We start from the raw sequence: 21,606 nt of genomic DNA, 5'->3' as shown, positions 1-21,606 counted from the left end.
GACACCATGCCAACCGGACGCTCCACCCCTGCCCACAGAGAGGACAGCACTCCAATGACATCCCAGCGCGTCCTCAACGGGCGGTACGAACTCGGTGAATTGCTCGGCCGTGGTGGCATGGCCGATGTCTACAAGGGCGTCGACACTGTGCTCGGACGAACCGTGGCGGTGAAGCTGCTCCGTGCCGATCTTGCCCGCGATCCGCAGTTCCATGCCCGCTTCAAGCGCGAGGCACAAGCGGTGGCGGCCTTGAACCACTCCTCGATCGTCGCCATCTATGACACCGGCGAGTACACGGTGCCCGGTGGACCGGGCGAGGACGTCCGCGTCCCTTACATCGTCATGGAATACGTGTCCGGCCGGACTGTCCGCGACCTGATCCGTGCCAAGGAACTGGACATCGATCAAGCCATCGAGTTCATCCTTGGTGTCCTTGCCGCGCTGGAGTACAGCCACAAGGCCGGGATCGTGCATCGCGACATCAAGCCTGCCAACGTCATGGTGACCGGGGAGTCAAACGATGTGAAGGTCATGGACTTCGGAATCGCCCGGGCGATGGCCGATTCCGCGGCAACCATGACCCAGACGCAAGCCGTGGTCGGTACTGCCCAGTACCTGTCGCCCGAGCAGGCCCTTGGCGAGACCGTGGATGCCCGCAGCGATCTGTACTCCGCGGCCTGCCTCCTGTTTGAGATGCTGACGTCCCGCCCCCCGTTCACGGGCGACAGCCCCGTCTCGGTGGCCTACCAGCACGTCCGCGAGATCCCGGAGCCTGCCAGCACCTTCAATCCGGCCGTTTCGGAGGCACTGGACAGCGTCCTGGCCAAAGGCTTGCAAAAGAATCGCGCCGATCGTTTCCAGGATGCGGCCGCCTTCCGGCGTGCCTTGCGTGCGGCCAAGAACGGCGTAGCAGTCCCGGCCCTTGCCGCCGGAACACCCACGGACGTCCAGGAGGCGGTTCCGTCGACACAGCAGATTCCGGAAGGTGGCTTGGTGCACGGCCTGACGGGCGCCGAATTCCTGGACAGCACCCTGATCGGGGGCTCGGGCAACGGCCATGCCCCCGGCGACCAGGACATACCGCCGGAACCTGAAGCAGACCACGACGGCGCCATGCCGCTTGGTTTCGCCCCTGAACGCGAGCGGACCGCCCGGCAGAAGTCCCGCCGTCGTGCGTGGACCGCGGTGGTGGTTATTTTGGTCCTGCTGGTCTTGGCGGGGGGCGGATTCTGGGTGTACAGCACGGTGAACCAGAAGCCGGCTCCGCCCGCGTTGATCGCGGTACCGCAGGTCGCCGGAATGAGCGAGGCCACGGCATTGCAGACGCTCTATGGCGCCAATCTCAGCCCGGAGTCGCACCATGTCCCGGATGACAAGGTTCCCAAAGGGACCGTGATCAGCAGCGACCCCGGCGTAGGGTCCCAAGTGGCGCCGAAATCGCAAGTCATGCTCAACGTTTCAGACGGGCCGGTCTCGGCGACTGTCCCGGCGGGCTTGAGCGGCCTCACCGAAGCCGCGGCCCGCGACCTCCTGCGCCAGGCCGGCCTCGTCGGCGGCTCGAGTACCTTGGCCAATAGCCCAACCGTTCCAGCAGGCTCCGTGATCAGCACCAAGCCGGCTTCAGGGGCTGTGGTTGGGGTGGGCAGCACCGTTGACTTGGTGGTGTCCACGGGCAAGGTATCCGTGCCTCAACTCGTTGGGTTGAGTGAGGCCGATGCCGAAGCGCTGCTCAAAGCGAACGGCCTGGCCATCGCGGTCACCGAACAGGAGAATTCGCAAGTAACCCCGGGAAAGGTGACGAGCCAGGGCGATGCCTTCAATTCCCTGGTGGAGCAGGGCAAGACCATCAGCGTGATTGTCGCCAAGGCTCCCGCCCCGCCCCCGAGTCCCACTCCGACGCCTACGCCGTCTCCCAGCGACACCAGGGGCGGCGGCCGCGGAAGCTCGGGCGGGTTGCTGGGCGGCGGCTAGCGCTGGATCAGGGGGCTCAGGGTGGCCGCACGGGCGGCTGCTCCGGACATCCCGAGTGACTCAAGCCAGTTGCCGAGCATGAGGTAGCCACCTTCGGTGAGCACCGATTCCGGGTGGAACTGCACACCGCACAGCGGCGCCGAACGGTGCTGCAGGCCCATGACAACCCCGCTGGCGGTTTCTGCCGTGATTTCCAGGACGTCGGGAATGCTTTCCCGGACAGCCGCCAGGGAGTGGTAGCGGGTGGCCGTCACCGGCGAGGGCAGACCGGCGAAAACGCTCTTGCCGTCGTGCTGGACAGGTGATGTCTTGCCGTGCATCAGCTCCGGCGCGTGCGTGACAGTCCCGCCATAGGCTTCGGCCAGCGCCTGGTGCCCGAGGCAGACTCCGAACATCGGCTTGTTGTTGTCTCCGCACCACTTGATCAGCTCAATGCAGACGCCGGCTTCGGCCGGGGTGCCCGGGCCGGGGGAGATCAGCACGCCGTCGCGCGCCTCCGCCAGTTCAATCGCCTCGGCGAGGGTGACGTCGTCGTTCCGGACCACGGTGGTTTCCGCGCCGAGTTCCTGCAAGTAGCCGACCAAGGTGTAGACGAAGCTGTCGTAGTTGTCCACGACGAGGATTTTTGTTGTGCTCATGGCTGCTGTGCTGAACCAATCGTTGAGTCGGTGAAGGTAGTGAACTCTGACATCCAGGGGAAGAGGAACTGGACCATCAGGACAAGTGCGCATGCCACGAGGGCCGCTGATGTCAGGATACGCACCCACAGGGGCCCCGGAAGGTGGCGGAAGATCCATCCGTACATGGCTTAGCCCTTTCCGCGTGTCTGGGCGACTTGCTTGGCGATCTCCTGCGGTGGGCCCACGGAGGCGGGTTGCCATCTTTCCAGCAAGGAGTACGCGATGATGCGTTCTTCCGCGCCGAAGCGCGGATTGCAGCTGGTCATGGTCAGGTAGCTTTCGGTAGGCGTCGCGCCGGGCTGTGTGGGGACCGGAAGAAGGACGTCCGTCCGCGAAGGCAGCACGATCTGGTTGTTCCGGAAAACGTAGGTGTAGTACCCGTCTTTGGTCTGCACATATATCTTGTCGCCCGGTACCAGGAGATGGATGTTGTCCAACACTGCGCCATGGGTCTGGCGGTGTCCCGCGACGGCGAAGTTGCCCGGGGCTCCGGGCATGCTGGTGGTTCCGTAGTGGCCAAGGCCCAGCGTGTCCAGAATGTCGGAACCGGTTCCCTCAATGATGGGCCGCGAATAATCCGGGCCGAACCGGGGAATGTACATGATGCCGATCATGCCGCCGTGCTCGGGAGCCTCGGCAACCACCGGCTTCCCGTAGTCGGGCGGTGCAGCAGGGTTGGCAGGGGCAACAGGAGCCACAGGTCCCGCAAAACTCTTCGCGAAACCCTGGACGGCCTGGCTTTGCTTGGCGTCGGCTTCAACGTTGGTCCACCACAGCTCCCAGGCCACAAAGAGCAAAAGGATGAGGCCCGCGGTAAGGAGCAGCTCACCCATGATCTGGACGATCCTGCGCACTATGTCGCCCCTGCTGGGCCGCGCCTTGCGCGGCTTGCGACCCCCGGGGCCGGGACCCTCCGCGCCGGTTCCTGTGCCGTCGTCCGGCACGGCAGCGGCTTGCTGCGTCTGCTGCTGCGCCACTGGATCTCCTCTTTACAGGCGCGGCTGCCCGACGACGAGCAGTCTCCGGAATCCAGCTAGACTTGTCTGCTAGAACGAACCCCGGAATTGCCGCGTGCGCGTTGACCGCTGGAATTTTCCTTCCTGCAGGATATCAAGCTGGCGCGTGGCCTTTCATTCAGCCGGCCAAGGAGGATCCGTGCCCGAGTCCAAGCCCCGTAAGAAGGCCGCCCGCCCCACCGAAGCGGCCACCGCACAGCAGTACAAGCCGAACCCGATCTGGTACAAGCCGGTCATGTTCGGTCTCATGATCATCGGCCTGCTGTGGATCATCACGTTCTACATCACGAGCGGCCAGCTTCCCGTGCAGGCGTGGGCGTCCTGGAACATCGTGGCAGGCTTCGGCATCGCGATTATCGGCTTCCTGATGACCACCCGCTGGCGCTCCTGAACGGCGGCCTCACACTTCGACCGCCTGCAGCGTCTACCAGACATGACCACCAGGCACACAACCATTGATTCGCCGCTGGGCCGGCTCACGCTGACTGCCCGGGACGAGCTGCTCACCGGCATTTTCTTCGAGGGCCATTGGCATATGCCGCCTTCGGAATTCTTCGGTGCAGCCGTCCCCGCCGAGGATCCCTTGTTCCGGCAAACCGCCGCTGAACTTGGCGAATACCTGGCTGGCGAGCGAACCGTTTTCGACGTACCGTTCAAGGCTTCAGGGAATCCGTTCCAGCAGCGGGTCTGGGCCCGACTCGAAGAAATTCCGTACGGGGAAACCGTCAGCTACGGAGAACTGGCCATCGAACTGGGCGATCGCAACCTTTCCCAGGCCGTCGGCTCGGCGGTTGGCCGCAATCCACTGAGCATCATCATTCCGTGCCATCGGGTTGTGGGGCGCGACGGGAAGCTCACCGGATACGCCGGCGGACTCGACAACAAGCGGTTCCTCCTGGAACTCGAAGAACCAGCCGCGGCGAAGGAAAGCAAGCTCTTCTAATGGAGCCGAGGAAGCCATTAGAGCTGCCCGCGGAAGCCAAACGAGCCTTGTGGGCCCCGGAGGCAGCATGAGCTCAGGATGGACGGAGCCGCTGTTTCCGCTTGAGTTGCCGGACGTGCCCGACGCCGGTCCACGGGAGATCGCGCCCGGCGCCGTGCACGTTCCCGGCTGGCTGGGCCTTGAGCAGCAGCGGTGGATCGCGGCCCGTTTCGAAGAGTGGACGCGGGGTCCCGTCCCCTTGCGCGCCGCCGTCCTTCCGGGCGGGCACCCCATGTCCGTCCGGACGGTCTGCCTCGGCTGGCACTGGCAGCCCTATAAGTACACACGCGAGGCCTTTGACGTCAACGGCCGGCGGGTGCTCGAGTTTCCTGACTGGATGGTTCGCCTGGGCCGCAAAGCACTTTTCGAGGCCTACGGAGACGCTTCCGAGGCCGCCGGCTACACGCCGGACACTGCGCTGGCGAATTTCTACGACGAGGCCGCCAAGATGGGGATGCACCAGGACAAGGACGAGAAGTCCCGGGCCCCTGTGGTATCGCTTAGCATCGGAGACAGTTGCGTCTTCCGCTTCGGAAACACAGAGACGCGCACCAAGCCGTACACCGACGTCGAGCTGTCTTCAGGGGACCTGTTCGTCTTCGGAGGCGCATCCCGTTTTGCGTACCACGGCATCACCAAAGTGCTCCCCGGAACGGCTCCTGAAGGCTGCGGGCTGCCGAGAGGCCGGATCAACATCACGATGCGCGTCACTGGAATGTCGTAGGACCGGGGGACAATGTCAGCAACAGCTTCGGCCCGGCTCCCTGTGGAGGAATACCCATGAACCCGCCCGAGAACGGCACCATCATTGGCGACGACGGCCTTGCCCGTCCGCCCTGGGCATCCGTTGACCCGCTCATGCGCGAGTACTACGACCACGAGTGGGGCATGCCTGTACGGGACGAACGGGGCCTGTATGAGCGCATCAGCCTTGAGGGATTCCAAGCCGGCTTGTCCTGGGCCACCATCCTGCGTAAGCGCGACGCGTTCCGGTCCGCTTTCCTGGACTTCCATCCTGAAAGCGTTGCGGCTTTCACGGAGGCGGACGTCGAACGGCTGATGCAGGATTCGGGCATTGTGCGCAACCGCCTCAAGATCCGTGCGGCCATCACCAACGCCAAAGCGACGATCGCATTGCGCAGCGAGGGCGGGTTGGTGGACTTCGTGTGGTCGTTCCAACCGGAGACGACGCCGGAACCGCGTACCTATGCCGACGTCGCCACCCAGTCGCAGGAGTCGATCGCGCTTTCCAAGGCCCTGCGTAAGAAGGGCTTCGCTTTCGTGGGCCCCACCACCATGTATGCGCTGATGGAGGCGATCGGCATGATCGATACGCATCTGCTCGACAGCCACCGTCGGGGCAGCTCCGGAGTTTGGCTCTGATATCCACCCTCTTTCCACAGAAGTGCGTAACTTTATCCACAGCTGTGGACAATTCATGTGGACATCCACGTACATGAAGCCAGGATCCCCGACATTCAGGTGACAACCAGGTCCTCGCGCCATTGACCCATGGTTTTACCCAGTGTGCACAAGGCTGTGGATAGTGTCCGCGGGTTCACCGAGAGTTCACTCCCGAGGCATTGAGAACTTCATTCGGGCCCCATCGATCGTGGCGCCTGATCCTCTTCGTCGTCGCTATCCCGGGTCCTCGATGTGGTTTCGCGATGTATGAAAGAATCTGCGTATGAATGCAGATAGTAGGGGGTGCTCGCTCGGAGTCGACAGCCAATACGTTGAATTGGCTGTGGAAGTATTCGCGATGCTGGCCGATGCCACGAGGGTCCGGATCGTCCTGGCGCTCCGGAACGGCGAAATGGCCGTCGGTGCATTGGCGGAACTCGTAGGGAAGTCCCCGGCGGCTGTATCGCAGCACCTTGCCAAAATGCGCTTGGCGAGAATGGTTTCCACGCGGCAGGACGGAACCAGGGTCATGTACCGGCTTGAGAACGAGCATGCCCGCCAGTTGGTCGCGGATGCAATATTCCAAGCAGAGCACGCCCTGGGCGGCACCCCGGCACACCACCGCGCGGAACAGGAACCGGCATGAGCGGCCACCAGCAAATTGGTCACCACGAGCACCACGTGCGCGACCACGACCACGACGGACACCCGCACGAGCATCACAAGGGTCTCAAGGGGTGGCTGTACGAGCTTTTCGTCCCGCACTCCCACGATGCCGCCGATTCGATCGACGATGCCCTTGAGTCGAGTACCCAGGGCGTCCGCGCACTTAAGATCAGTCTTTTCATACTCCTGGGCACCACCGTCCTGCAGTTCCTCGTGGTCCTCATCAGCGGCTCGGTCGCATTGCTGGCCGACACCATCCACAACTTTTCGGACGCTCTCACCGCAGTGCCATTGTGGATTGCGTTCATTCTGGGACGTCGCGCGGCAACTCGACGCTACAACTATGGATACGGACGGGCGGAGGACCTTGCGGGTCTGTTCATTGTCGGCGTGGTCGCGCTTTCGGCAGTGGTGGCCGCGTGGCAATCCATCGATCGCCTGTTCCATCCGCAACCCGTGCACAATCTGTGGTGGGTCCTTGCGGCCGGACTCATCGGCTTTGCGGGCAATGAAATTGTGGCCGTGTACAGGATCAGGGTCGGCCGGCAGATCGGGTCCGCTGCGCTCGTCGCCGACGGCGTGCATGCGCGCATTGACGGATTCACCTCGCTCGCAGTGGTGCTTGGCGCCGGCGGTGTGCTGCTCGGTTTCCCTTTGGCGGACCCGATTGTCGGCCTGCTGATTTCGGCGGCCATCATTGTCCTGCTCTGGGGGACGGTGCGCAGCATCGGTCGGCGCTTGATGGACGGTATGGAACCGGAACTGCTGGACAGCGCCCAGGCTGCGTTGGACATGACACCCGGCGTACTCTCCGCGCCGAAGCTGCAACTGCGTTGGGTCGGCCATCGCCTCCAAGGCGCAGCGACGATTGTCGTCGCTGACGCGCCGCTGTCAGCGGTGGAAGAAACTGTCGGCGAGGCCAGGCATCGGCTTGAGCATGCGCTCCCCAAACTCGATGACATGGTGATACAAACCGTTACGGAAGCAGGCCGTTGAGCAACCGGATTCCTGTTCCCAACCGCTGCCCAGCCGCTGCGGCTATGATGGCCCACTGAACCTTACGTTGAGCCACTGACCCGATCTTGTGCCACTTAACCGGACCCGCGCAGGTGCCCGGGATCCACGAAAGAAGATGCCCATGAGCCAGCAAGCGATTCTGGCGAAGCCTCGCCGAAACGTGGAGATGGTGCTGTTGGTGCTGGCACTTGGCGTGGGCGTTGGTGCCCTTGCAATGACCAGCGTGGACAAGAAGGAAGCCCTTGACGTGGGATTCTGGCTTCAAGCGGGCACCTTGACGGCGCTGGCCGGGATCTTCCACGTTGTCCTGCGGTTCAAGGCAAGGTATGCGGATCCGGTGATCCTCCCCATTGTGGTGGCTTTGAACGGCCTCGGCATCGCCATGATCCGACGCCTGGATGCGTCAAACGGCACTACTGCCGGGACTAATCAGCTCACATGGACAATCGTCTCGGTCCTGGTCGCAGCCGCCGTGCTGTGGCTTTTGAAGGACCACCGGCTCTTGCGCCGGTACACCTTCATTGCACTCGCGGTCAGCGCCGCCCTCCTCATCCTTCCCCTCGTTCCGGGTATTTCCGCCGGAGACATCAACGGCGCGAATGTCTGGATACGCCTCGGTTCCCTGCAGTTCCAGCCTGGCGAGATCGTGAAGATTACTCTCGCCGTCTTCTTCGCGGGCTACTTGTCCTCCAACCGGGACTTGATCCTGCTGGCCGGCAGGAAATTCGGGCGCCTGCAGTTTCCCAGGATCAAGGACACCGGACCGATGATCACCGCTTGGGCCGCGAGCGTGGGCGTACTGGTCTTCCAGCACGATCTCGGCATGTCCGTACTGCTGTTCGGCCTTTTCATCGTGATGATCTATGTTGCGACGAGCCGGGCCAGCTGGCTCGTCCTCGGCGTCGTGCTCATGCTTCTGGGCGGATACTCGGCAGCAAAGATCTTTTCCCATGTCGGCTTGCGCATTGACGCGTGGATCAATGCCTTCGACCCGCAGGTCTTCACCCGCTTCCCCGGAGGTAGCGCCCAGATCGTCCAGGGTCTCTTCGGGATGGCCGACGGCGGCCTGATCGGCAAGGGCCTCGGGCTCGGAAGCCCGGACCTTGTGCCTTTCGCGAACAGCGACATGATCATCGCTTCCCTTGGTGAAGAGCTCGGCCTGATCGGGCTGTTCGCGATCGTTCTTCTCTACTTGCTGCTTTTCACGAGGGGATTCCGCGCCGCCCTGGGAATCCGGGATGCCTTCGGGAAGCTCCTTGCCTGCGGGCTGGCCTTCTCCATGGCCCTCCAGTGCTTCATCATTATCGGCGGCGTCACGCGACTCATTCCCCTCACTGGACTGACGACGCCGTTCCTCTCCGCGGGCGGATCCTCCCTCCTTGCCAACTGGATCATCGTCGCCCTGCTGCTGCGGATCAGCGACGCAGCACGCAGGCCCCAGGCAGTTGCTCCCCACACCGAACACGTCCCCGTCTGAGACGCCACTTCTTCCGGCTGGGCGAGCGGCCAACCGGCCTATCGCAATCTGTTGATACCCACCCAGCGAGGCCCTTCTGGCCGTCAACGGGTAGTTACACACTTAACAACAGGCAGCTACCCACAAGTTATCCACAGTTGGGGAAAAGCCGCGCCCACAAAGTGGAAAACCCCCGGAACGGCGGCCCTCAACGGCAGGGAAGGCCACCGAACTACAGCAATGTGAGTTATTAACAATGTTGATAACTCTGTTGATACCGCGCTCTCGCGGCTGCCACCCTTGAGGTTGTCCACAGAACCCGGAATAACGCACTTCTTATCCACATACCCACAGGCGTTGGGGCAAAAGTTATCCACAGATGTGGACGTTAATCCCCAGCGCAAAACGCAGCCCCTGCCATCCCGCCCCTGAGAGTCCATTCGCCATCGAACTACACCCTTGTAAGTTACACACATTGTGGATAACCCCTGTGGAAAACATATCCGGGGGTGTTGACGGACTCGACGCCCAGTTCTAGACTGAGCTTATTCAATGAACTAGTTGATAAACCATTTACTTGAGTACTGCGGAGGACTCGGAAAATCCGCAACCCTTGAGTCTGGAGCAGGGCAGGGGAGACGCATGCCGGACACGATTGGTATGGCGGTGCTGGATCAGGAAGGCCAGCTCAACAGGGCGTTCATGGCCCTCGCTGATCCTGTCCGCCGCAAGATACTGGCGCGGCTGGCCTTGGGCGATGCCACCGTCAATGAGATCGCCCAGCCCTTCACCGTCACCCTCCAAGCCATCTCCAAGCACCTTCAAGTGCTCGAGGGTGCAGGGCTCATCACGAGGAGCCGGGAAGCGCAGCGCCGTCCCTGCCACTTGAACACCACGGCGCTGGGTCCCTTGGCCGAGTGGATCGAGAATTACCGGCTTCAGGCCGAGGAACGTTTCGCCCGGTTGGACGAACTATTGGCCAGCACAGCCCACAAGGACAATCCGGAAAAGGAGAAGGACAACGAGCACCAATACAACAACCATTGATGTCGCAGCGGGCACGCCGTTCATCGACACGAGCCGCGACTTCGATGCGGCGCCGGAGCGTGTGTTCCAGGCTTTCACGGATCCCGAACTCGTCGTCAAATGGTTGGGTCCCCGTCGACTGGAAATGCGCCTCGAGTCCTACGACGCGCGCACGGGGGGCAGCTACCGCTACACGCATTTGGACGGCCAGGGCAACGAGTTCGGCTTCCGCGGCGTCTTCCACGAGGTCCAGGAGCCGTTGCGGATCATCCAGACCTTCGAATTCGACGGCGCCCCTGGGCAAGTCACCTTGGATACCACCAGGTTTGAGGACCTCGGAGGCCGCACGCGGGTGGTGCAGCACTCCGTGTTTCCCTCGGTGGAGGCCCGGGACATGGCAGTAGCCAGCGGCATGGATGCGGGCATCAAAGAGTCGATGGACCGCTTGGAGGAACTCCTACGGTAAGGAACTCCTACGGTAAAACGGAGCGGCTAGCCCGCAGTGGCCCGAAGGACGGTGGCCAGGACCAGGACTCCGGCCACCAGGGCCATGCCGGCAGTCTGCAACAACGCCTGGCGCGGTCCGCGCGGAGCAAAAGCGATCACGCCGGCACACAGTCCACCCGTGATGAGTCCGCCCAAGTGGGCCTGCCAGGCGATTCCCGGGACAACAAAGCCAATCACGCCGTTGATGACGATAAGGATCCACAATTGCCGGGTATCTCCGCCGCGCCGGCTTTGGATCACCAGCAGTGCGCCGAACAGGCCGAAGATCGCACCTGACGCACCTACGACCGGGATTGCAGGCAACGCCGGCGTCAGGAGCATGAAACCAACAGAGCCGCCAATGGCGGACAACAGATAAACGGCGAGGAAGCGGACGCGGCCTAGGACGGGCTCAAGTACCTGGCCAAAAATCCAGAGCATGTACATGTTGAGCACGATGTGCAGGACAAAGCCCTGTGAATGGACAAAAGCGCTCGTCAGCATCCGCCATGGCTCGAATGCCCCGTACTGCGGAGTGGCGTAAACGGACGCGAAAGCAAGCTGCTGGAAAACTGCATCGGCGGGAATCAGCCATTGCAGCACGTACACCAGGGCGCACAACCCGATTAGCAGGTACGTCGCCAAAGGACGTCCGGTCGCGACAGCGCCGCCATAGGCGGAACGCACTGCCGGCGTCGAACGCTTCATTTCATTGACGCAGTCAATGCATTGGAACCCGACGGCGGCCGCCCGCTGGCATTCGGGGCACGCAGGACGCCCGCAACGCTGGCACCGCACGTAGGAGGGCCTGTCCGGGTGCCTGGGGCACACCGGAATGTCAGCTGACGGCTCTGCCGCCGGGATTCCGTAACTCATACGCTGTTCAGAATCCGTGGATCAGAGCTGGACGATGTCAATGCTGTTGATGACGACGTCTTCGACAGGGCGGTCGCCCATGCCGGTGCGGACAGCCTCGATGGCGTCTACTACCTTCTTGGACTCTTCGTCAGCAACCTCACCGAAGATGGAGTGCTTGCCGAAAAGCCAATCGGTGTTGACCGTGGTGATGAAGAACTGGGAACCGTTGGTGCCCTTGCCCATCTGGACGCCGGCGTTGGCCATGGCCAGCTTGTACGGGGTGTTGAAGTTGAGTTCCGGGTGGATCTCGTCGTCGAACTTGTAGCCCGGTCCGCCGATGCCGCGACCAAGGGGATCGCCGCCCTGGATCATGAAGTCCTTGATGATGCGGTGGAATATGGTGCCGTTGTACAGCGGGGTACCGGTCTTGTCTTCACCGGTCTCCGGGTGCGTCCAGGACTTTTCGCCTGTGGCCAGGCCAACGAAGTTGGCGACCGTCTTGGGCGCGTGGTTGCCGAAGAGGTCAACCACGATGTCACCGAGGCTCGTGTGGAAAGTTGCTTTTGCGGTTGCGATGGTCATACGGCCATTGTTTCACGCGGGGTCAACGCAGAGTCGGCCAGGAAGGCGGTTCCGCGCTAGGTGAAATCTTCCATGAATCCGCTGGATGAATAGCCGGTGCCGAACAAGCGACGTAGGCTAACAACAAACGAGCATGTTGATCGGGAGGTAGTTGTGAAGAAATCGGACCGGATTGCCCGCGAACTTGAACACACCGTTGCGAATGGTGTCGAAAATGCAAAGGACTGGGCGACGCCGCGCGTCGAAGCAGCCGTGAACTGGGCGGTTCCCCGCATCCAGCACGGAATCGACACCGCTTCGCCGAAGCTTCAGGAAGGCCTGAAGTCAGCTGCGCACAACCTCGCCGACGGCGTTGCAACCGTCACGCCGAAGCTCCAGGAAGGCCTGGCGAACCTCGCACCGAAAATCCACGACGTCGTCGAGGGCGCCTCACCCAAGATCCAGGAAGCCCTTAACAAAGCCACCCCGGCGCTGGGCCACGCCCGGGACAAAGTTGTTGAGGAATACCTGCCCAAGCTCTCAGAGCAGCTCGGGCAGGCCTCGGTGGTTGTCCACCAAGCCCTTGAGAATGCACCCGCGCAGGTGGACGCCGTCGCCCAGAAGCTGGTGGACTCGGGAGTGGTCCACAATCTGCAGGAGCAAGCGCAAGCCACCGGGGCCCAGCTGAAAGCCGCTGCGGAGGAAGCGTCCAAGGCCGTCTCGAAGGAACTCGCCAAGACCAAGAAGCCGAAGAAGCGCGGGCTCTTGATCTTCACGGTTATTGCAGCAGCTGCCGCGGCCGGGGTCGCAGCGTGGAGGGCCAGCCGCCCGGTGGAGGACCCGTGGAAGACCCCCGCCCCGGTGACGCCATCGCCCGTGCCTGCCGCAGCGGCGGCCGAAAAAGTCGCTGACAAGGCCAACGAAGCCGCCGCCAAGGTAGCTGACAAGGTCGACGAGGTGAGGCTCAACGTAGCGGACAAGACCGAAGCTGTGGCCGAGAAGGCAAAGCACGCCGTCGAGGACGCAACGGACACCGCAGCCCAGGTGGCAACCGATGCGAAGACCGCCGTAAAGAACATCGCAGCCAGCCTCCACAAGGACGAAGCGGCCAAGGACGAGGCAGCCATGGACGAAGCAGCCAAGGACGAAGCCGGCAAACACGAGGCCTAGCCGAACGCCGTAGATTAGCTCAGCATTGAAGGGATTCCGGTTCGCCGGGATCCCTTCAATTGTTTGGCCGCTTGTCACCCGGAGGCTTCCTTGAGGAGCACCGCCCTGATGTTAGATTTATGGTGATGCCAGCCGATAGATCTTTCGTAGATGCAGCAACCAACGCAGCCGTCGCACCCGTGAAGCCGAGCGTTTCAATCATCATCCCGGCCTACAACGAGGAAAGCGTCGTGCGGCAATGCCTGATCGCGGCCATCTACCAGTCAGTGCCTGCGGACGAGATCATCGTCGTGGACAACAGATCCACGGACCGCACTGCGCAGATCGTCCAGCAAATGCAGCAGGAATACCCGGAGAGCCCCATCATCCTGCTGAGCCAGGACAAGGCGCAAGGACTCATCCCCACCCGCAACTTTGGCCTCAATAGCGCCACGTCTGACATCCTCGGCCGGATCGATGCCGACTCCGTCGTGGAGCCTGACTGGGTTGAGCAGGTCCAAAAGGCCTTCGCTGATCCCTCGGTGCAGGCGGCCACGGGTCCCGTGGTCTACTACGACATGCCCATGCGTCGATTCGGACTCAAAGCCGACGACAAAATGCGCCAACTCATGCTTCGGCTTGCGAAGCACCAGTACCACTTCCTTTTTGGATCCAACATGGCCCTTCGCCGTTCCGCTTGGGAAACCATCCGCGACGAAACCTGCCTGGATGAAAAGGACGAGATGCATGAGGACATCGATCTTTCCCTGCACCTTGCCGACCACGATCTCAGGGTGCAGTACTGGCCGCAGATGGTCTCGGGCATGTCTGCACGGCGGCTTGAGGATTCACCGCGCGACTACCGCTATTACGTGACCCGCTTCGACCGCACCTACAAGGCCCACAACGTCAAGAAAATGGCCCTGAAGGCCCCCATGGTGGTGTTCTTCTCCGTCTACTTCCCGGCCAAGCTTCTCCGGGCCATCCACACGGCCAATGCAGGCCAAGGCGTCCGCCGCGGCGGCCTGTAGCCGCGCGAACCGAACTCAGTCGGCACCAAGCCCGGCAATCTTGCCCTCCGCATCGCCCTTGCCCTGCCGCTGACCGGCGACGACGACGGCGAGTCCAACCAGGATCAAGGCGAGTCCCGCGTAGGTACCGGCCGGCAGGGACTCGTGCAGGAAGACAGCGGCGAGAAGGGCTGCGCCCGGAATCTCCAGCAGGATGATCATGGACACCAGGAGCGGGCTCATGGTCGCCAGGAGATGGTTGAAGGCTGTGTGGCCCACCAGTTGTGCGCATACGGTGATGGCCACGATCCCCAGCCAGCCGCCGGCGTCGAACCCTACGAGCGGCTGGCCGCCCGTGAGGGCAAGGACAGCGACGATGGCCGCGCAGATCCCATAGCAAAGGCTCGTGTACGTTCCGATGCCCATGCTCTGGCGGGCTTTGCCTCCGGCCAAGGTGTACAGGCCTGCCAGGGCGCCTCCGGCGAGGGCCAGGATGTCACCAAGGAGGGCTTTCGGCGAGTTACCCATATCGAAGCCCGTGATGGCCGCGACGCCGCCCAGCGCGATGCCCAGGCCCACCAGGACCGGCCAGCGGTGCCTGGTGCCGCGCAGAAGCTGGAAGACCGCGATCCACGCAGACTGCAGGCACACCAGGGCGGTAGCAGCCGCAACTGACGTGAGCTGGAGCGCCGTGATGAAACAAGCGAAGTGGAAGGCCAGTGCCACTGCTGCGACGGCGGACCAAGTGAATTCGTTGCGGGTGATCTTGCGGAACTGGCGCGGCTCGCGGACCAAGACCGGCGAGGCCATGACTACGGCGGCTATTGCGTTGCGCCAGAAGGCGATAGCAAGCGCCGTGACGGAGGTAGCTCCAAGCGTTCCGGCGATGAGGGGTCCGGATGATGCGACGCCGAGCACACCCAAAGCAGCCACAATGAAGTTCACATTCCAACCTTAGTGGGGCGGCTTAAAGCAAAGAGTCCCGGTCATTTCTGACCGGGACTCTTTCTTATGGTGGAGGCACGGGGACTCGAACCCCGAACCCCCTGCTTGCAAAGCAGGTGCGCTACCAATTGCGCCATGCCCCCATAAGAAGCAACCCGTCCATACTACCCTAGTTCCTTCGATGGTTTGCACCATCTCAAGACCGGGCGCCTTTGCTAGTCAACCGTGTCGGTTGCCTTGCTCCAGACTGTTTTCCGGGCTTCGGATTCCTGCACTTTCCTGTAGAGCAAGACGCCTGCGATCGCAGCTGCAACTACTAGCAACTTCTTCACACGCACCCCGTTCCGGTTCAGTTTCCCGAACCTTTAGCAAAACCTGTGCAGGTTCCGTGGGCGTACCAGGACTTGAACCTGGGACCTCTTCGTTATCAGCGAAGCGCTCTAACCGCCTGAGCTATACGCCCCGATACCTCTTCGGGCCGAGACATGACTTTACAGCACATCCCGGCCCGATCTCAAATCGAGGTATTTTCACCACTGTTTTCCAGCCGTTTCCCTCAAATTCGGACCATTTGGGTTAGTCGTCGGTGAGGGTCACGCCAATGCCGCCCACGAGTGTTGCGGCAATGTTATAAAGCACCGCGCTCAGCATGGACAGGGCAGTCAGGAGCACAACGTTCACCACGGCAATGATGGTGGCGAAGGAGGCCACCTGTCCGAGCGATGCGACCTTCTTGAGTTCGAAGCCACCGCTTTCCGAACCTGCCAGGGTGCCCAGAAGGCTGTCCACTTGGTTGAAAATGCCGGTGAGGTCCAGAACGGTCCACAGTACGATTGCGGCAATCACGGTCACGATGCCCAAGGCAACGGACAATAGGAACGCCATCTTCAGGACAGACCACGGATCTACCTTGCTGACCAACAGGCGGGCGCGGCGAACCTTCGCCTTAGGTGCCGGCTTCACAAGCCCTGGAGCGCCGGAGGCGGGCCGCTGCTGGCCCTGCACGGGCCTCTGGCCGGGCGCAGCGGGACGCTGCTGGCCCGCCGGGCGCTGCATTCCTGCGGGACGCTGGCCGGGAACCGCCGGGCGCTGACCGGGAACGGCCGGGCGTTGACCGGGGACCCTTTCCGCGCCGGTTCCTGCCGCACCCGAAGCGGATGCCACAGGGCGCTGCTGGGGACGGGCCGGTGCGTCTACCCGCGGAGTAGCCGACGGCTGCCGCAATCCTCCAGGGACACCCGTACTCGGCTTGGGATATGAGTCCGAATTGCTCACTCGTTACCTCCGGTGTTGTCTTCGTTCAGCTCGACGCCGGACCCATTGCCGGATCCTGCGGCCGATCCCGATTCGGCCGTTGCGGTCGCCTGATCGGCGCCGCCGTTTGCAGCCAACGTTACGTCATCGTCCGTCCCGGACGTTCCTCCGAGAGGATTTTCGACATTATTGGCGGTTGAAGCGTCGTCTGTGCCCTCGCCCTGATCGTCGTCGGACTCCTCGAGGCCGCGTTCGCTGTTGCGGGCCACCTCGATGATGCGGTCGTTCTTGTCAGGCTTCGCGAAGATGACGCCCATGGTGTCACGGCCCTTGGCGGGAACGCCGGCCACGGCGGAGCGGACAATCTTGCCACCCTCCATGACCACCAGGACTTCGTCTTCTTCGTTGACGATCAACGCACCGACGAGGTCGCCTCGCTCTTCCTGGAGCTTGGCCACTTTGATGCCCAGGCCGCCACGGCCCTGGAGCCGGTACTCCTCGACGGCGGTGCGCTTGGCGTACCCGCCTTCGGTCACCACGAACACGAACGAGCCATCCTGGACGACGTCGGCCGCGAGGAGTTCGTCGTCTTCACGGAACTTCATGCCGGTCACGCCCGAGGTGGCGCGCCCCATGGGACGCAGTGCCTCGTCGGTCGCTGTGAAGCGGATCGACTGGCCCTTGCGGGAAACCAGGAGGAGATCGTCGGTTTCGGACACTAGCTGCGCCGAGACAAGTTCGTCCCCATCCCGAAGGTTGATGGCGATCACGCCGGCGGTGCGGTTGGTGTCGTAGTCTTCCAGGCGCGTCTTCTTCACGAGGCCGTTCTTGGTGGCGAGCACCAAGTACGGGGCCTGCTCGTAGTCGCGCAAGTCAAGGACCTGGGCGATGTGTTCGTCCGGCTGGAAGGCCAGCAGGTTTGCCACGTGTTGTCCCTTGGCGTCACGGCCGGCCTCGGCAAGCTCGTACGCCTTGGCACGGTACACGCGGCCCAGGTTGGTGAAGAACAGCAACCAGTGGTGCGTTGTGGTGACGAAGAAGTGCTCCACGACATCGTCGCCGCGAAGCTGGGCACCCTTTACGCCCTTGCCGCCTCGCTGCTGCGAACGATAGTTGTCGCTGCGGGTCCGCTTGACGTATCCGCCGCGGGTGATGGTGACCACCACTTCTTCCTCGGGGATGAGGTCTTCCATGGACATGTCACCGTCGAAGCCCATGAGGATGTGGGTCCGGCGGTCATCGCCATGCTTGGCCACGATCTCGGCCAGTTCCTGGCTGATGATGTCGCGCTGGCGCTGCTCGGAGGCCAGGATCGAGTTGAACTCCGTAATCATGGCCTCAAGCTCGGAGTGCCGGTCCTGGATCTTCTGCCGTTCCAACGCGGCAAGCCGGCGGAGCTGCATGTCCAGGATGGCGCGGGCCTGGAGCTCGTCGATGTCCAGCAGCCCCATCAGGCCATCGCGGGCGGCCTCGGTGGTGTTGGAGGCCCGAATGAGCGCGATTACCTCGTCCAGCATGTCCAGGGCCTTGAGAAGTGCGCGCAGGATGTGCGCCTCTTCCTCGGCCTTGCGCAGGCGGTAGCGGGTACGCCGGACGATGACGCTCATCTGGTGGGCCACCCAGTGCCGGATGAAGGCGTCCAGGCTCAGGGTGCGGGGTACGCCGTCGACGATCGCCAGCATGTTGGCGCCGAAATTGTCCTGGAGCTGGGTGTGCTTGTAGAGGTTGTTGAGCACCACCTTGGCAACGGCGTCGCGCTTGAGCACGATCACCAGCCGCTGTCCGGTACGGCCGGACGTCTCGTCGCGGAGGTCCGCGATGCCCTGGATCTTGCCGTCCTTGACCAGTTCGGCGATCTTGATGGCCAGGTTGTCCGGGTTTGCCTGGTAGGGAAGCTCGGTGACCACCAGGCATGTGCGGCCTTGGAGTTCCTCGACGTTGACTATGGCGCGCATGGTGATGGAGCCGCGGCCCGTCCGGTACGCGTCCTCGATGCCCTTGTGGCCGAGGATGGTTGCACCGGTCGGGAAGTCCGGACCCTTGATGCGGACGAGCAACGCCTCAAGCAGCTCTTCGCGGCTGGCCGTGGGGTTGGCCAGATACCATTGCACGCCATCGGCCACTTCGCGGAGGTTGTGCGGCGGGATGTTGGTGGCCATGCCGACGGCGATTCCGGAGGAACCGTTGACCAGCAGGTTGGGGAAACGCGCCGGCAGGATGGTGGGTTCCTGGTTCTTGCCGTCGTAGTTGTCCTGGAAGTCGACGGTTTCCTCGTCGATGTCGCGGACCATTTCCATGGCCAGCGGGGCCATCTTGGTCTCGGTGTATCGCGGAGCCGCAGCGCCGTCGTTGCCCGGGGAACCGAAGTTTCCTTGGCCCAGCGCCAGCGGATAGCGCATCGTCCAGTCCTGGATGAGGCGGACCAGGGCATCGTAGATCGCGGTGTCACCGTGCGGGTGGTACTGGCCCATGACCTCGCCCACGACGCGGGCGCATTTGTTGAAGGAGCGGTCCGGGCGGTAGCCGCCGTCGAACATCGCGTAGAGCACTCGGCGGTGGACGGGCTTCAGGCCGTCGCGGACGTCCGGAAGCGCGCGGCCAACGATAACCGCCATCGCGTAGTCCAGGTATGAACGCTGCATTTCCGTCTGCAGGTCCACCTGGTCTACGCGGTCGGTCAGCACATCGCCCTCAAGCACGGGTTCCGGAATGCCGGCCGACTCGGCGGGAATCTCGGGTGTTTCGTCACTCATATTTTATGATTTCCGTTTCAGGTATATGTCAGTACTGGAATATTCCTAGGGCTTTGACGTCCCTAGATATCCAGGAACCTGACGTCCTTGGCGTTCTGCTGAATGAAGTTCCGGCGCGATTCAACATCCTCACCCATCAGTACGGAGAAGGTCTGGTCCGCCGCCAGGGCATCGTCCATGGTTACTTGCAGGAGCGTGCGGTGGTCCGGGTCCATGGTGGTGTCCCAGAGTTCGGTGTAGTCCATTTCGCCGAGGCCCTTGTAGCGCTGGATGCCGTTGTCCTTGGGGATCCGGCGGCCGGCGGCCTGGCCGGAGACCAGCTTGGCGTCACGTTCACGGTCGCTGTAGACGTAGTCGTGAGGGGCGTTCGACCACTTGATCCGGTACAGCGGCGGCTGGGCCAGGTAGACGTAGCCGTTCTCAATCAGCGGACGCATGTAACGGAACAGCAGCGTCATGAGCAGCGTGGTGATGTGCTGGCCGTCCACGTCGGCATCGGCCATCAGGACGATCTTGTGGTACCGCAGCTTGGAGATGTCGAAGTCCTCGCCGATCCCGGTTCCGAAAGCCGTGATCATGGACTGGACTTCGTTGTTGCCGAGGGCCTTGTCCAGGCGTGCGCGCTCCACGTTCAGGATCTTGCCGCGCAACGGCAGGATGGCCTGGGTTTCGGGGTTCCGGCCACGCTTGGCCGAACCGCCTGCGGAGTCACCCTCGACGAGGTAGACCTCGCAACGCGAAGGGTCCTTTGAGGAGCAGTCCGACAGCTTGCCCGGCATACCGAAGGATTCCAAGGGGCTCTTGCGTCGCGCGTTGTCGCGTGCCTTCCGGGCGGCCATGCGGGCTTGGGCCGCCTGGACAGCCTTGCGGATGACGTCACGGGCCGGGCCGGGGTTCCGTTCCAGCCAGTCGCCAAGCTGGTCGGTGACCACCCGCTGGACGAAGCCCTTGACCTCGGAGTTGCCCAGTTTGGTCTTGGTCTGGCCCTCGAACTGGGGTTCGGACAACTTCACCGAGATAACGGCGGTGAGGCCCTCCCTGATGTCGTCACCGGTGAGGTTGTCATCCTTTTCCTTGATGATGGTCTTCTCGCGCGCGTAGCGGTTGATGAGCGACGTCATCGCGGCGCGGAAGCCTTCTTCGTGGGTTCCGCCCTCGTGCGTGTTGATGGTGTTGGCGTACGTGTGGACGCTCTCGGAATAGGCCGTGGTCCACTGCATTGCGACCTCGACGGCGATGTGCCGCTCAGTGTCTTCGGTTTCGAAGGCGATGACGTCCTCGTGGACGACGTCCACCTTCTTGTTCGAGTTCAGGTGCTTTACGTAGTCGAGGAGACCGTCGTTGTACTGGTAAACCACCGTGCGGTGTTCTGCCGCCACTTCGCCCTCGGTGGCAACGGCGTCGAGATCCAGGTCGTCGTCGCCTGCTCCTGCGACAGGACGCTCGTCCGTGAGGGTGATGCGCAGCCCCTTGTTGAGGAAGGCCATCTGCTGGAACCGGGCGCGGAGGGTTTCAAAATCGAATTCGGTGCTCTCGAAGATGGTGCCGTCCGGGTAGAACGTCTGGGACGTTCCAGTCTGGTCCGTTGCTTCGCCCTGGACGAGTCCGCCCTGTGGCTTGCCGCCGTCAGCGAAACTCATCCGCCAAACGTGGCCCTGGCGACGCACCTCGGTGTCGACCCTGCGCGACAGCGCGTTGACGACGGAAATACCGACGCCGTGGAGGCCGCCGGACACCGCATAGCCGCTGCCCCCGAACTTTCCGCCCGCGTGCAGAATGGTCATGACAACTTCGACGGTCGGCTTCTTTTCCGTGGGGTGCATGTCCACCGGAATGCCGCGGCCGTCGTCCACGACTTTCACGCCGCCGTCGGCCTGGAGGGTCACTTCAATGTGGCTGCAGTACCCGGCAAGAGCCTCGTCCACCGAGTTGTCCACCACTTCATACACCAAGTGGTGGAGACCGCGCGGGCCGGTGGATCCGATGTACATGCCCGGGCGCTTGCGCACCGCTTCGAGACCTTCAAGGACGGTGATGTCGCTCGCACCGTACTCCTTGGCCCCCGAGGGTGTGTCAGGCTTGTGGGCGTTCTCCTTCGCGGGATCTACTGCCAAGGTCTCTGCATTGTCGTTAGCCACAGGCGCTTTCGACTCCTCCGTGTTCGATGGTCGCCGGCCGTCACCGCACCAAGGAAGCATGTCCGTCAGGACACACCACAGGGATACGGCAGCCGCCAACAGGGACGTCACTGCTAACGCCGGCTACTTCGTGATTGGCTGATCCGCTGTTACAAGTGCTGTTCAGCGGAGCCAATCAACGTTCACCGGCGCCCAGTTGTCTATCCCGATTCTATCGTGACTGAGCGCTGTTCC

Annotated in this window: 21 protein-coding genes and 2 tRNA genes; 12 read left to right on the top strand and 11 right to left on the bottom strand. The window is 62.7% G+C overall.

Features of this window, described 5'->3' with window-relative positions:
• The first annotated feature begins 54 nt into the window (after window positions 1–54).
• A complete protein-coding gene (gene pknB / locus AB0323_RS09585) occupies window positions 55–1,971 on the top strand; it encodes a Stk1 family PASTA domain-containing Ser/Thr kinase (RefSeq protein ID WP_366177102.1) in 1,917 nt (638 codons plus the stop codon).
• Here the strand turns inward: pknB and AB0323_RS09580 are convergent.
• Window positions 1,968–2,609, bottom strand: a complete 642-nt coding sequence (locus AB0323_RS09580; RefSeq protein WP_364538663.1) for an aminodeoxychorismate/anthranilate synthase component II — start codon at window positions 2,607–2,609, stop codon at window positions 1,968–1,970. The two genes, pknB and AB0323_RS09580, sit on opposite strands and share 4 nt — an antisense overlap.
• Before the next feature lie 170 nt (window positions 2,610–2,779).
• The gene (locus AB0323_RS09575; RefSeq protein ID WP_366177158.1) at window positions 2,780–3,508 is read right to left on the bottom strand and encodes a class E sortase; all 729 of its coding nucleotides are present in this window, start codon (window positions 3,506–3,508) and stop codon (window positions 2,780–2,782) included.
• A 298-nt stretch (window positions 3,509–3,806) separates the two neighbouring features.
• On the opposite strand from AB0323_RS09575, the gene AB0323_RS09570 reads away from it, so the two are divergent.
• The 9 genes from AB0323_RS09570 (at window position 3,807) to AB0323_RS09530 (ending at window position 10,684) form a co-directional block, all read left to right on the top strand.
• Entirely contained in the window at window positions 3,807–4,058 is a 252-nt protein-coding gene (locus AB0323_RS09570; protein WP_366177101.1) for a cell division protein CrgA, read from the top strand.
• A gap of 42 nt (window positions 4,059–4,100) precedes the next feature.
• The gene (locus tag AB0323_RS09565; protein WP_366177100.1) at window positions 4,101–4,610 is read left to right on the top strand and encodes a methylated-DNA--[protein]-cysteine S-methyltransferase; all 510 of its coding nucleotides are present in this window, start codon (window positions 4,101–4,103) and stop codon (window positions 4,608–4,610) included.
• Between the two features lie 67 nt (window positions 4,611–4,677).
• The gene (locus AB0323_RS09560) at window positions 4,678–5,373 is read left to right on the top strand and encodes an alpha-ketoglutarate-dependent dioxygenase AlkB (RefSeq protein ID WP_366177099.1); all 696 of its coding nucleotides are present in this window, start codon (window positions 4,678–4,680) and stop codon (window positions 5,371–5,373) included.
• Between the two features lie 56 nt (window positions 5,374–5,429).
• A complete protein-coding gene (locus tag AB0323_RS09555; protein ID WP_366177098.1) occupies window positions 5,430–6,032 on the top strand; it encodes a DNA-3-methyladenine glycosylase I in 603 nt (200 codons plus the stop codon).
• A gap of 304 nt (window positions 6,033–6,336) precedes the next feature.
• Window positions 6,337–6,699, top strand: coding sequence for a metalloregulator ArsR/SmtB family transcription factor (locus tag AB0323_RS09550; RefSeq protein ID WP_364538673.1), 363 nt, complete (start codon window positions 6,337–6,339; stop codon window positions 6,697–6,699).
• The gene (locus tag AB0323_RS09545) at window positions 6,696–7,715 is read left to right on the top strand and encodes a cation diffusion facilitator family transporter (RefSeq protein WP_366177097.1); all 1,020 of its coding nucleotides are present in this window, start codon (window positions 6,696–6,698) and stop codon (window positions 7,713–7,715) included. The genes AB0323_RS09550 and AB0323_RS09545 overlap by 4 nt, the downstream gene beginning before the upstream one ends.
• Window positions 7,716–7,857: 142 nt before the next feature.
• Window positions 7,858–9,213, top strand: a complete 1,356-nt coding sequence (locus tag AB0323_RS09540) for an FtsW/RodA/SpoVE family cell cycle protein (protein WP_366177096.1) — start codon at window positions 7,858–7,860, stop codon at window positions 9,211–9,213.
• Between the two features lie 621 nt (window positions 9,214–9,834).
• Complete coding sequence (locus tag AB0323_RS09535; protein WP_366177095.1) at window positions 9,835–10,239, top strand: metalloregulator ArsR/SmtB family transcription factor; 405 nt, start codon at window positions 9,835–9,837, stop codon at window positions 10,237–10,239.
• Complete coding sequence (locus tag AB0323_RS09530; protein WP_366177157.1) at window positions 10,193–10,684, top strand: SRPBCC family protein; 492 nt, start codon at window positions 10,193–10,195, stop codon at window positions 10,682–10,684. Before AB0323_RS09535 ends, AB0323_RS09530 begins: the two co-directional genes overlap by 47 nt.
• A 26-nt stretch (window positions 10,685–10,710) precedes the next feature.
• Here AB0323_RS09530 and AB0323_RS09525 read toward each other — a convergent pair whose 3' ends face one another.
• Window positions 10,711–11,580: a rhomboid family intramembrane serine protease gene (locus AB0323_RS09525; RefSeq protein WP_366177094.1), complete on the bottom strand. Its 870-nt coding sequence runs from the start codon at window positions 11,578–11,580 to the stop codon at window positions 10,711–10,713.
• Window positions 11,581–11,601: 21 nt separating this feature from the next.
• The gene (locus AB0323_RS09520) at window positions 11,602–12,144 is read right to left on the bottom strand and encodes a peptidylprolyl isomerase (RefSeq protein ID WP_364538684.1); all 543 of its coding nucleotides are present in this window, start codon (window positions 12,142–12,144) and stop codon (window positions 11,602–11,604) included.
• 153 nt (window positions 12,145–12,297) lie between these two features.
• Between AB0323_RS09520 and AB0323_RS09515 the strand changes: the two genes are divergently transcribed.
• Both AB0323_RS09515 and AB0323_RS09510 read left to right on the top strand, forming a co-directional pair.
• Window positions 12,298–13,293: a hypothetical protein gene (locus AB0323_RS09515; RefSeq protein ID WP_366177093.1), complete on the top strand. Its 996-nt coding sequence runs from the start codon at window positions 12,298–12,300 to the stop codon at window positions 13,291–13,293.
• 125 nt (window positions 13,294–13,418) lie between these two features.
• Entirely contained in the window at window positions 13,419–14,303 is an 885-nt protein-coding gene (locus AB0323_RS09510) for a glycosyltransferase family 2 protein (RefSeq protein WP_366177092.1), read from the top strand.
• Between the two features lie 15 nt (window positions 14,304–14,318).
• Here the strand turns inward: AB0323_RS09510 and AB0323_RS09505 are convergent, their stop codons facing one another.
• The 7 genes from AB0323_RS09505 to gyrB form a co-directional block, all read right to left on the bottom strand.
• Window positions 14,319–15,227 carry a DMT family transporter gene (locus tag AB0323_RS09505; RefSeq protein WP_366177091.1) on the bottom strand — a complete coding sequence of 303 codons (909 nt, stop codon included), beginning with the start codon at window positions 15,225–15,227 and terminating at the stop codon, window positions 14,319–14,321.
• A 67-nt stretch (window positions 15,228–15,294) separates the two neighbouring features.
• Window positions 15,295–15,370, bottom strand: a tRNA-Ala gene (locus AB0323_RS09500).
• 72 nt (window positions 15,371–15,442) lie between these two features.
• Window positions 15,443–15,559: a DLW-39 family protein gene (locus AB0323_RS09495; RefSeq protein WP_234752975.1), complete on the bottom strand. Its 117-nt coding sequence runs from the start codon at window positions 15,557–15,559 to the stop codon at window positions 15,443–15,445.
• Window positions 15,560–15,616: 57 nt separating this feature from the next.
• Window positions 15,617–15,690 (bottom strand) — tRNA-Ile (locus tag AB0323_RS09490).
• 113 nt (window positions 15,691–15,803) lie between these two features.
• Entirely contained in the window at window positions 15,804–16,502 is a 699-nt protein-coding gene (locus AB0323_RS09485; RefSeq protein ID WP_366177090.1) for a DUF3566 domain-containing protein, read from the bottom strand.
• Window positions 16,499–19,234 carry a DNA gyrase subunit A gene (gene gyrA / locus AB0323_RS09480; RefSeq protein WP_366177089.1) on the bottom strand — a complete coding sequence of 912 codons (2,736 nt, stop codon included), beginning with the start codon at window positions 19,232–19,234 and terminating at the stop codon, window positions 16,499–16,501. The genes AB0323_RS09485 and gyrA overlap by 4 nt, the downstream gene beginning before the upstream one ends.
• A 62-nt stretch (window positions 19,235–19,296) precedes the next feature.
• Window positions 19,297–21,372, bottom strand: a complete 2,076-nt coding sequence (gene gyrB / locus AB0323_RS09475) for a DNA topoisomerase (ATP-hydrolyzing) subunit B (RefSeq protein WP_366177088.1) — start codon at window positions 21,370–21,372, stop codon at window positions 19,297–19,299.
• Window positions 21,373–21,606 lie beyond the last annotated feature (234 nt).

The organism is Arthrobacter sp. NPDC080031, assembly GCF_040702485.1.
Taxonomy (GTDB): Bacteria; Actinomycetota; Actinomycetes; order Actinomycetales; family Micrococcaceae; genus Arthrobacter.
Note: the sequence above shows the minus strand (reverse complement) of the source record. Positions and strands in the feature narration are given on the sequence as shown.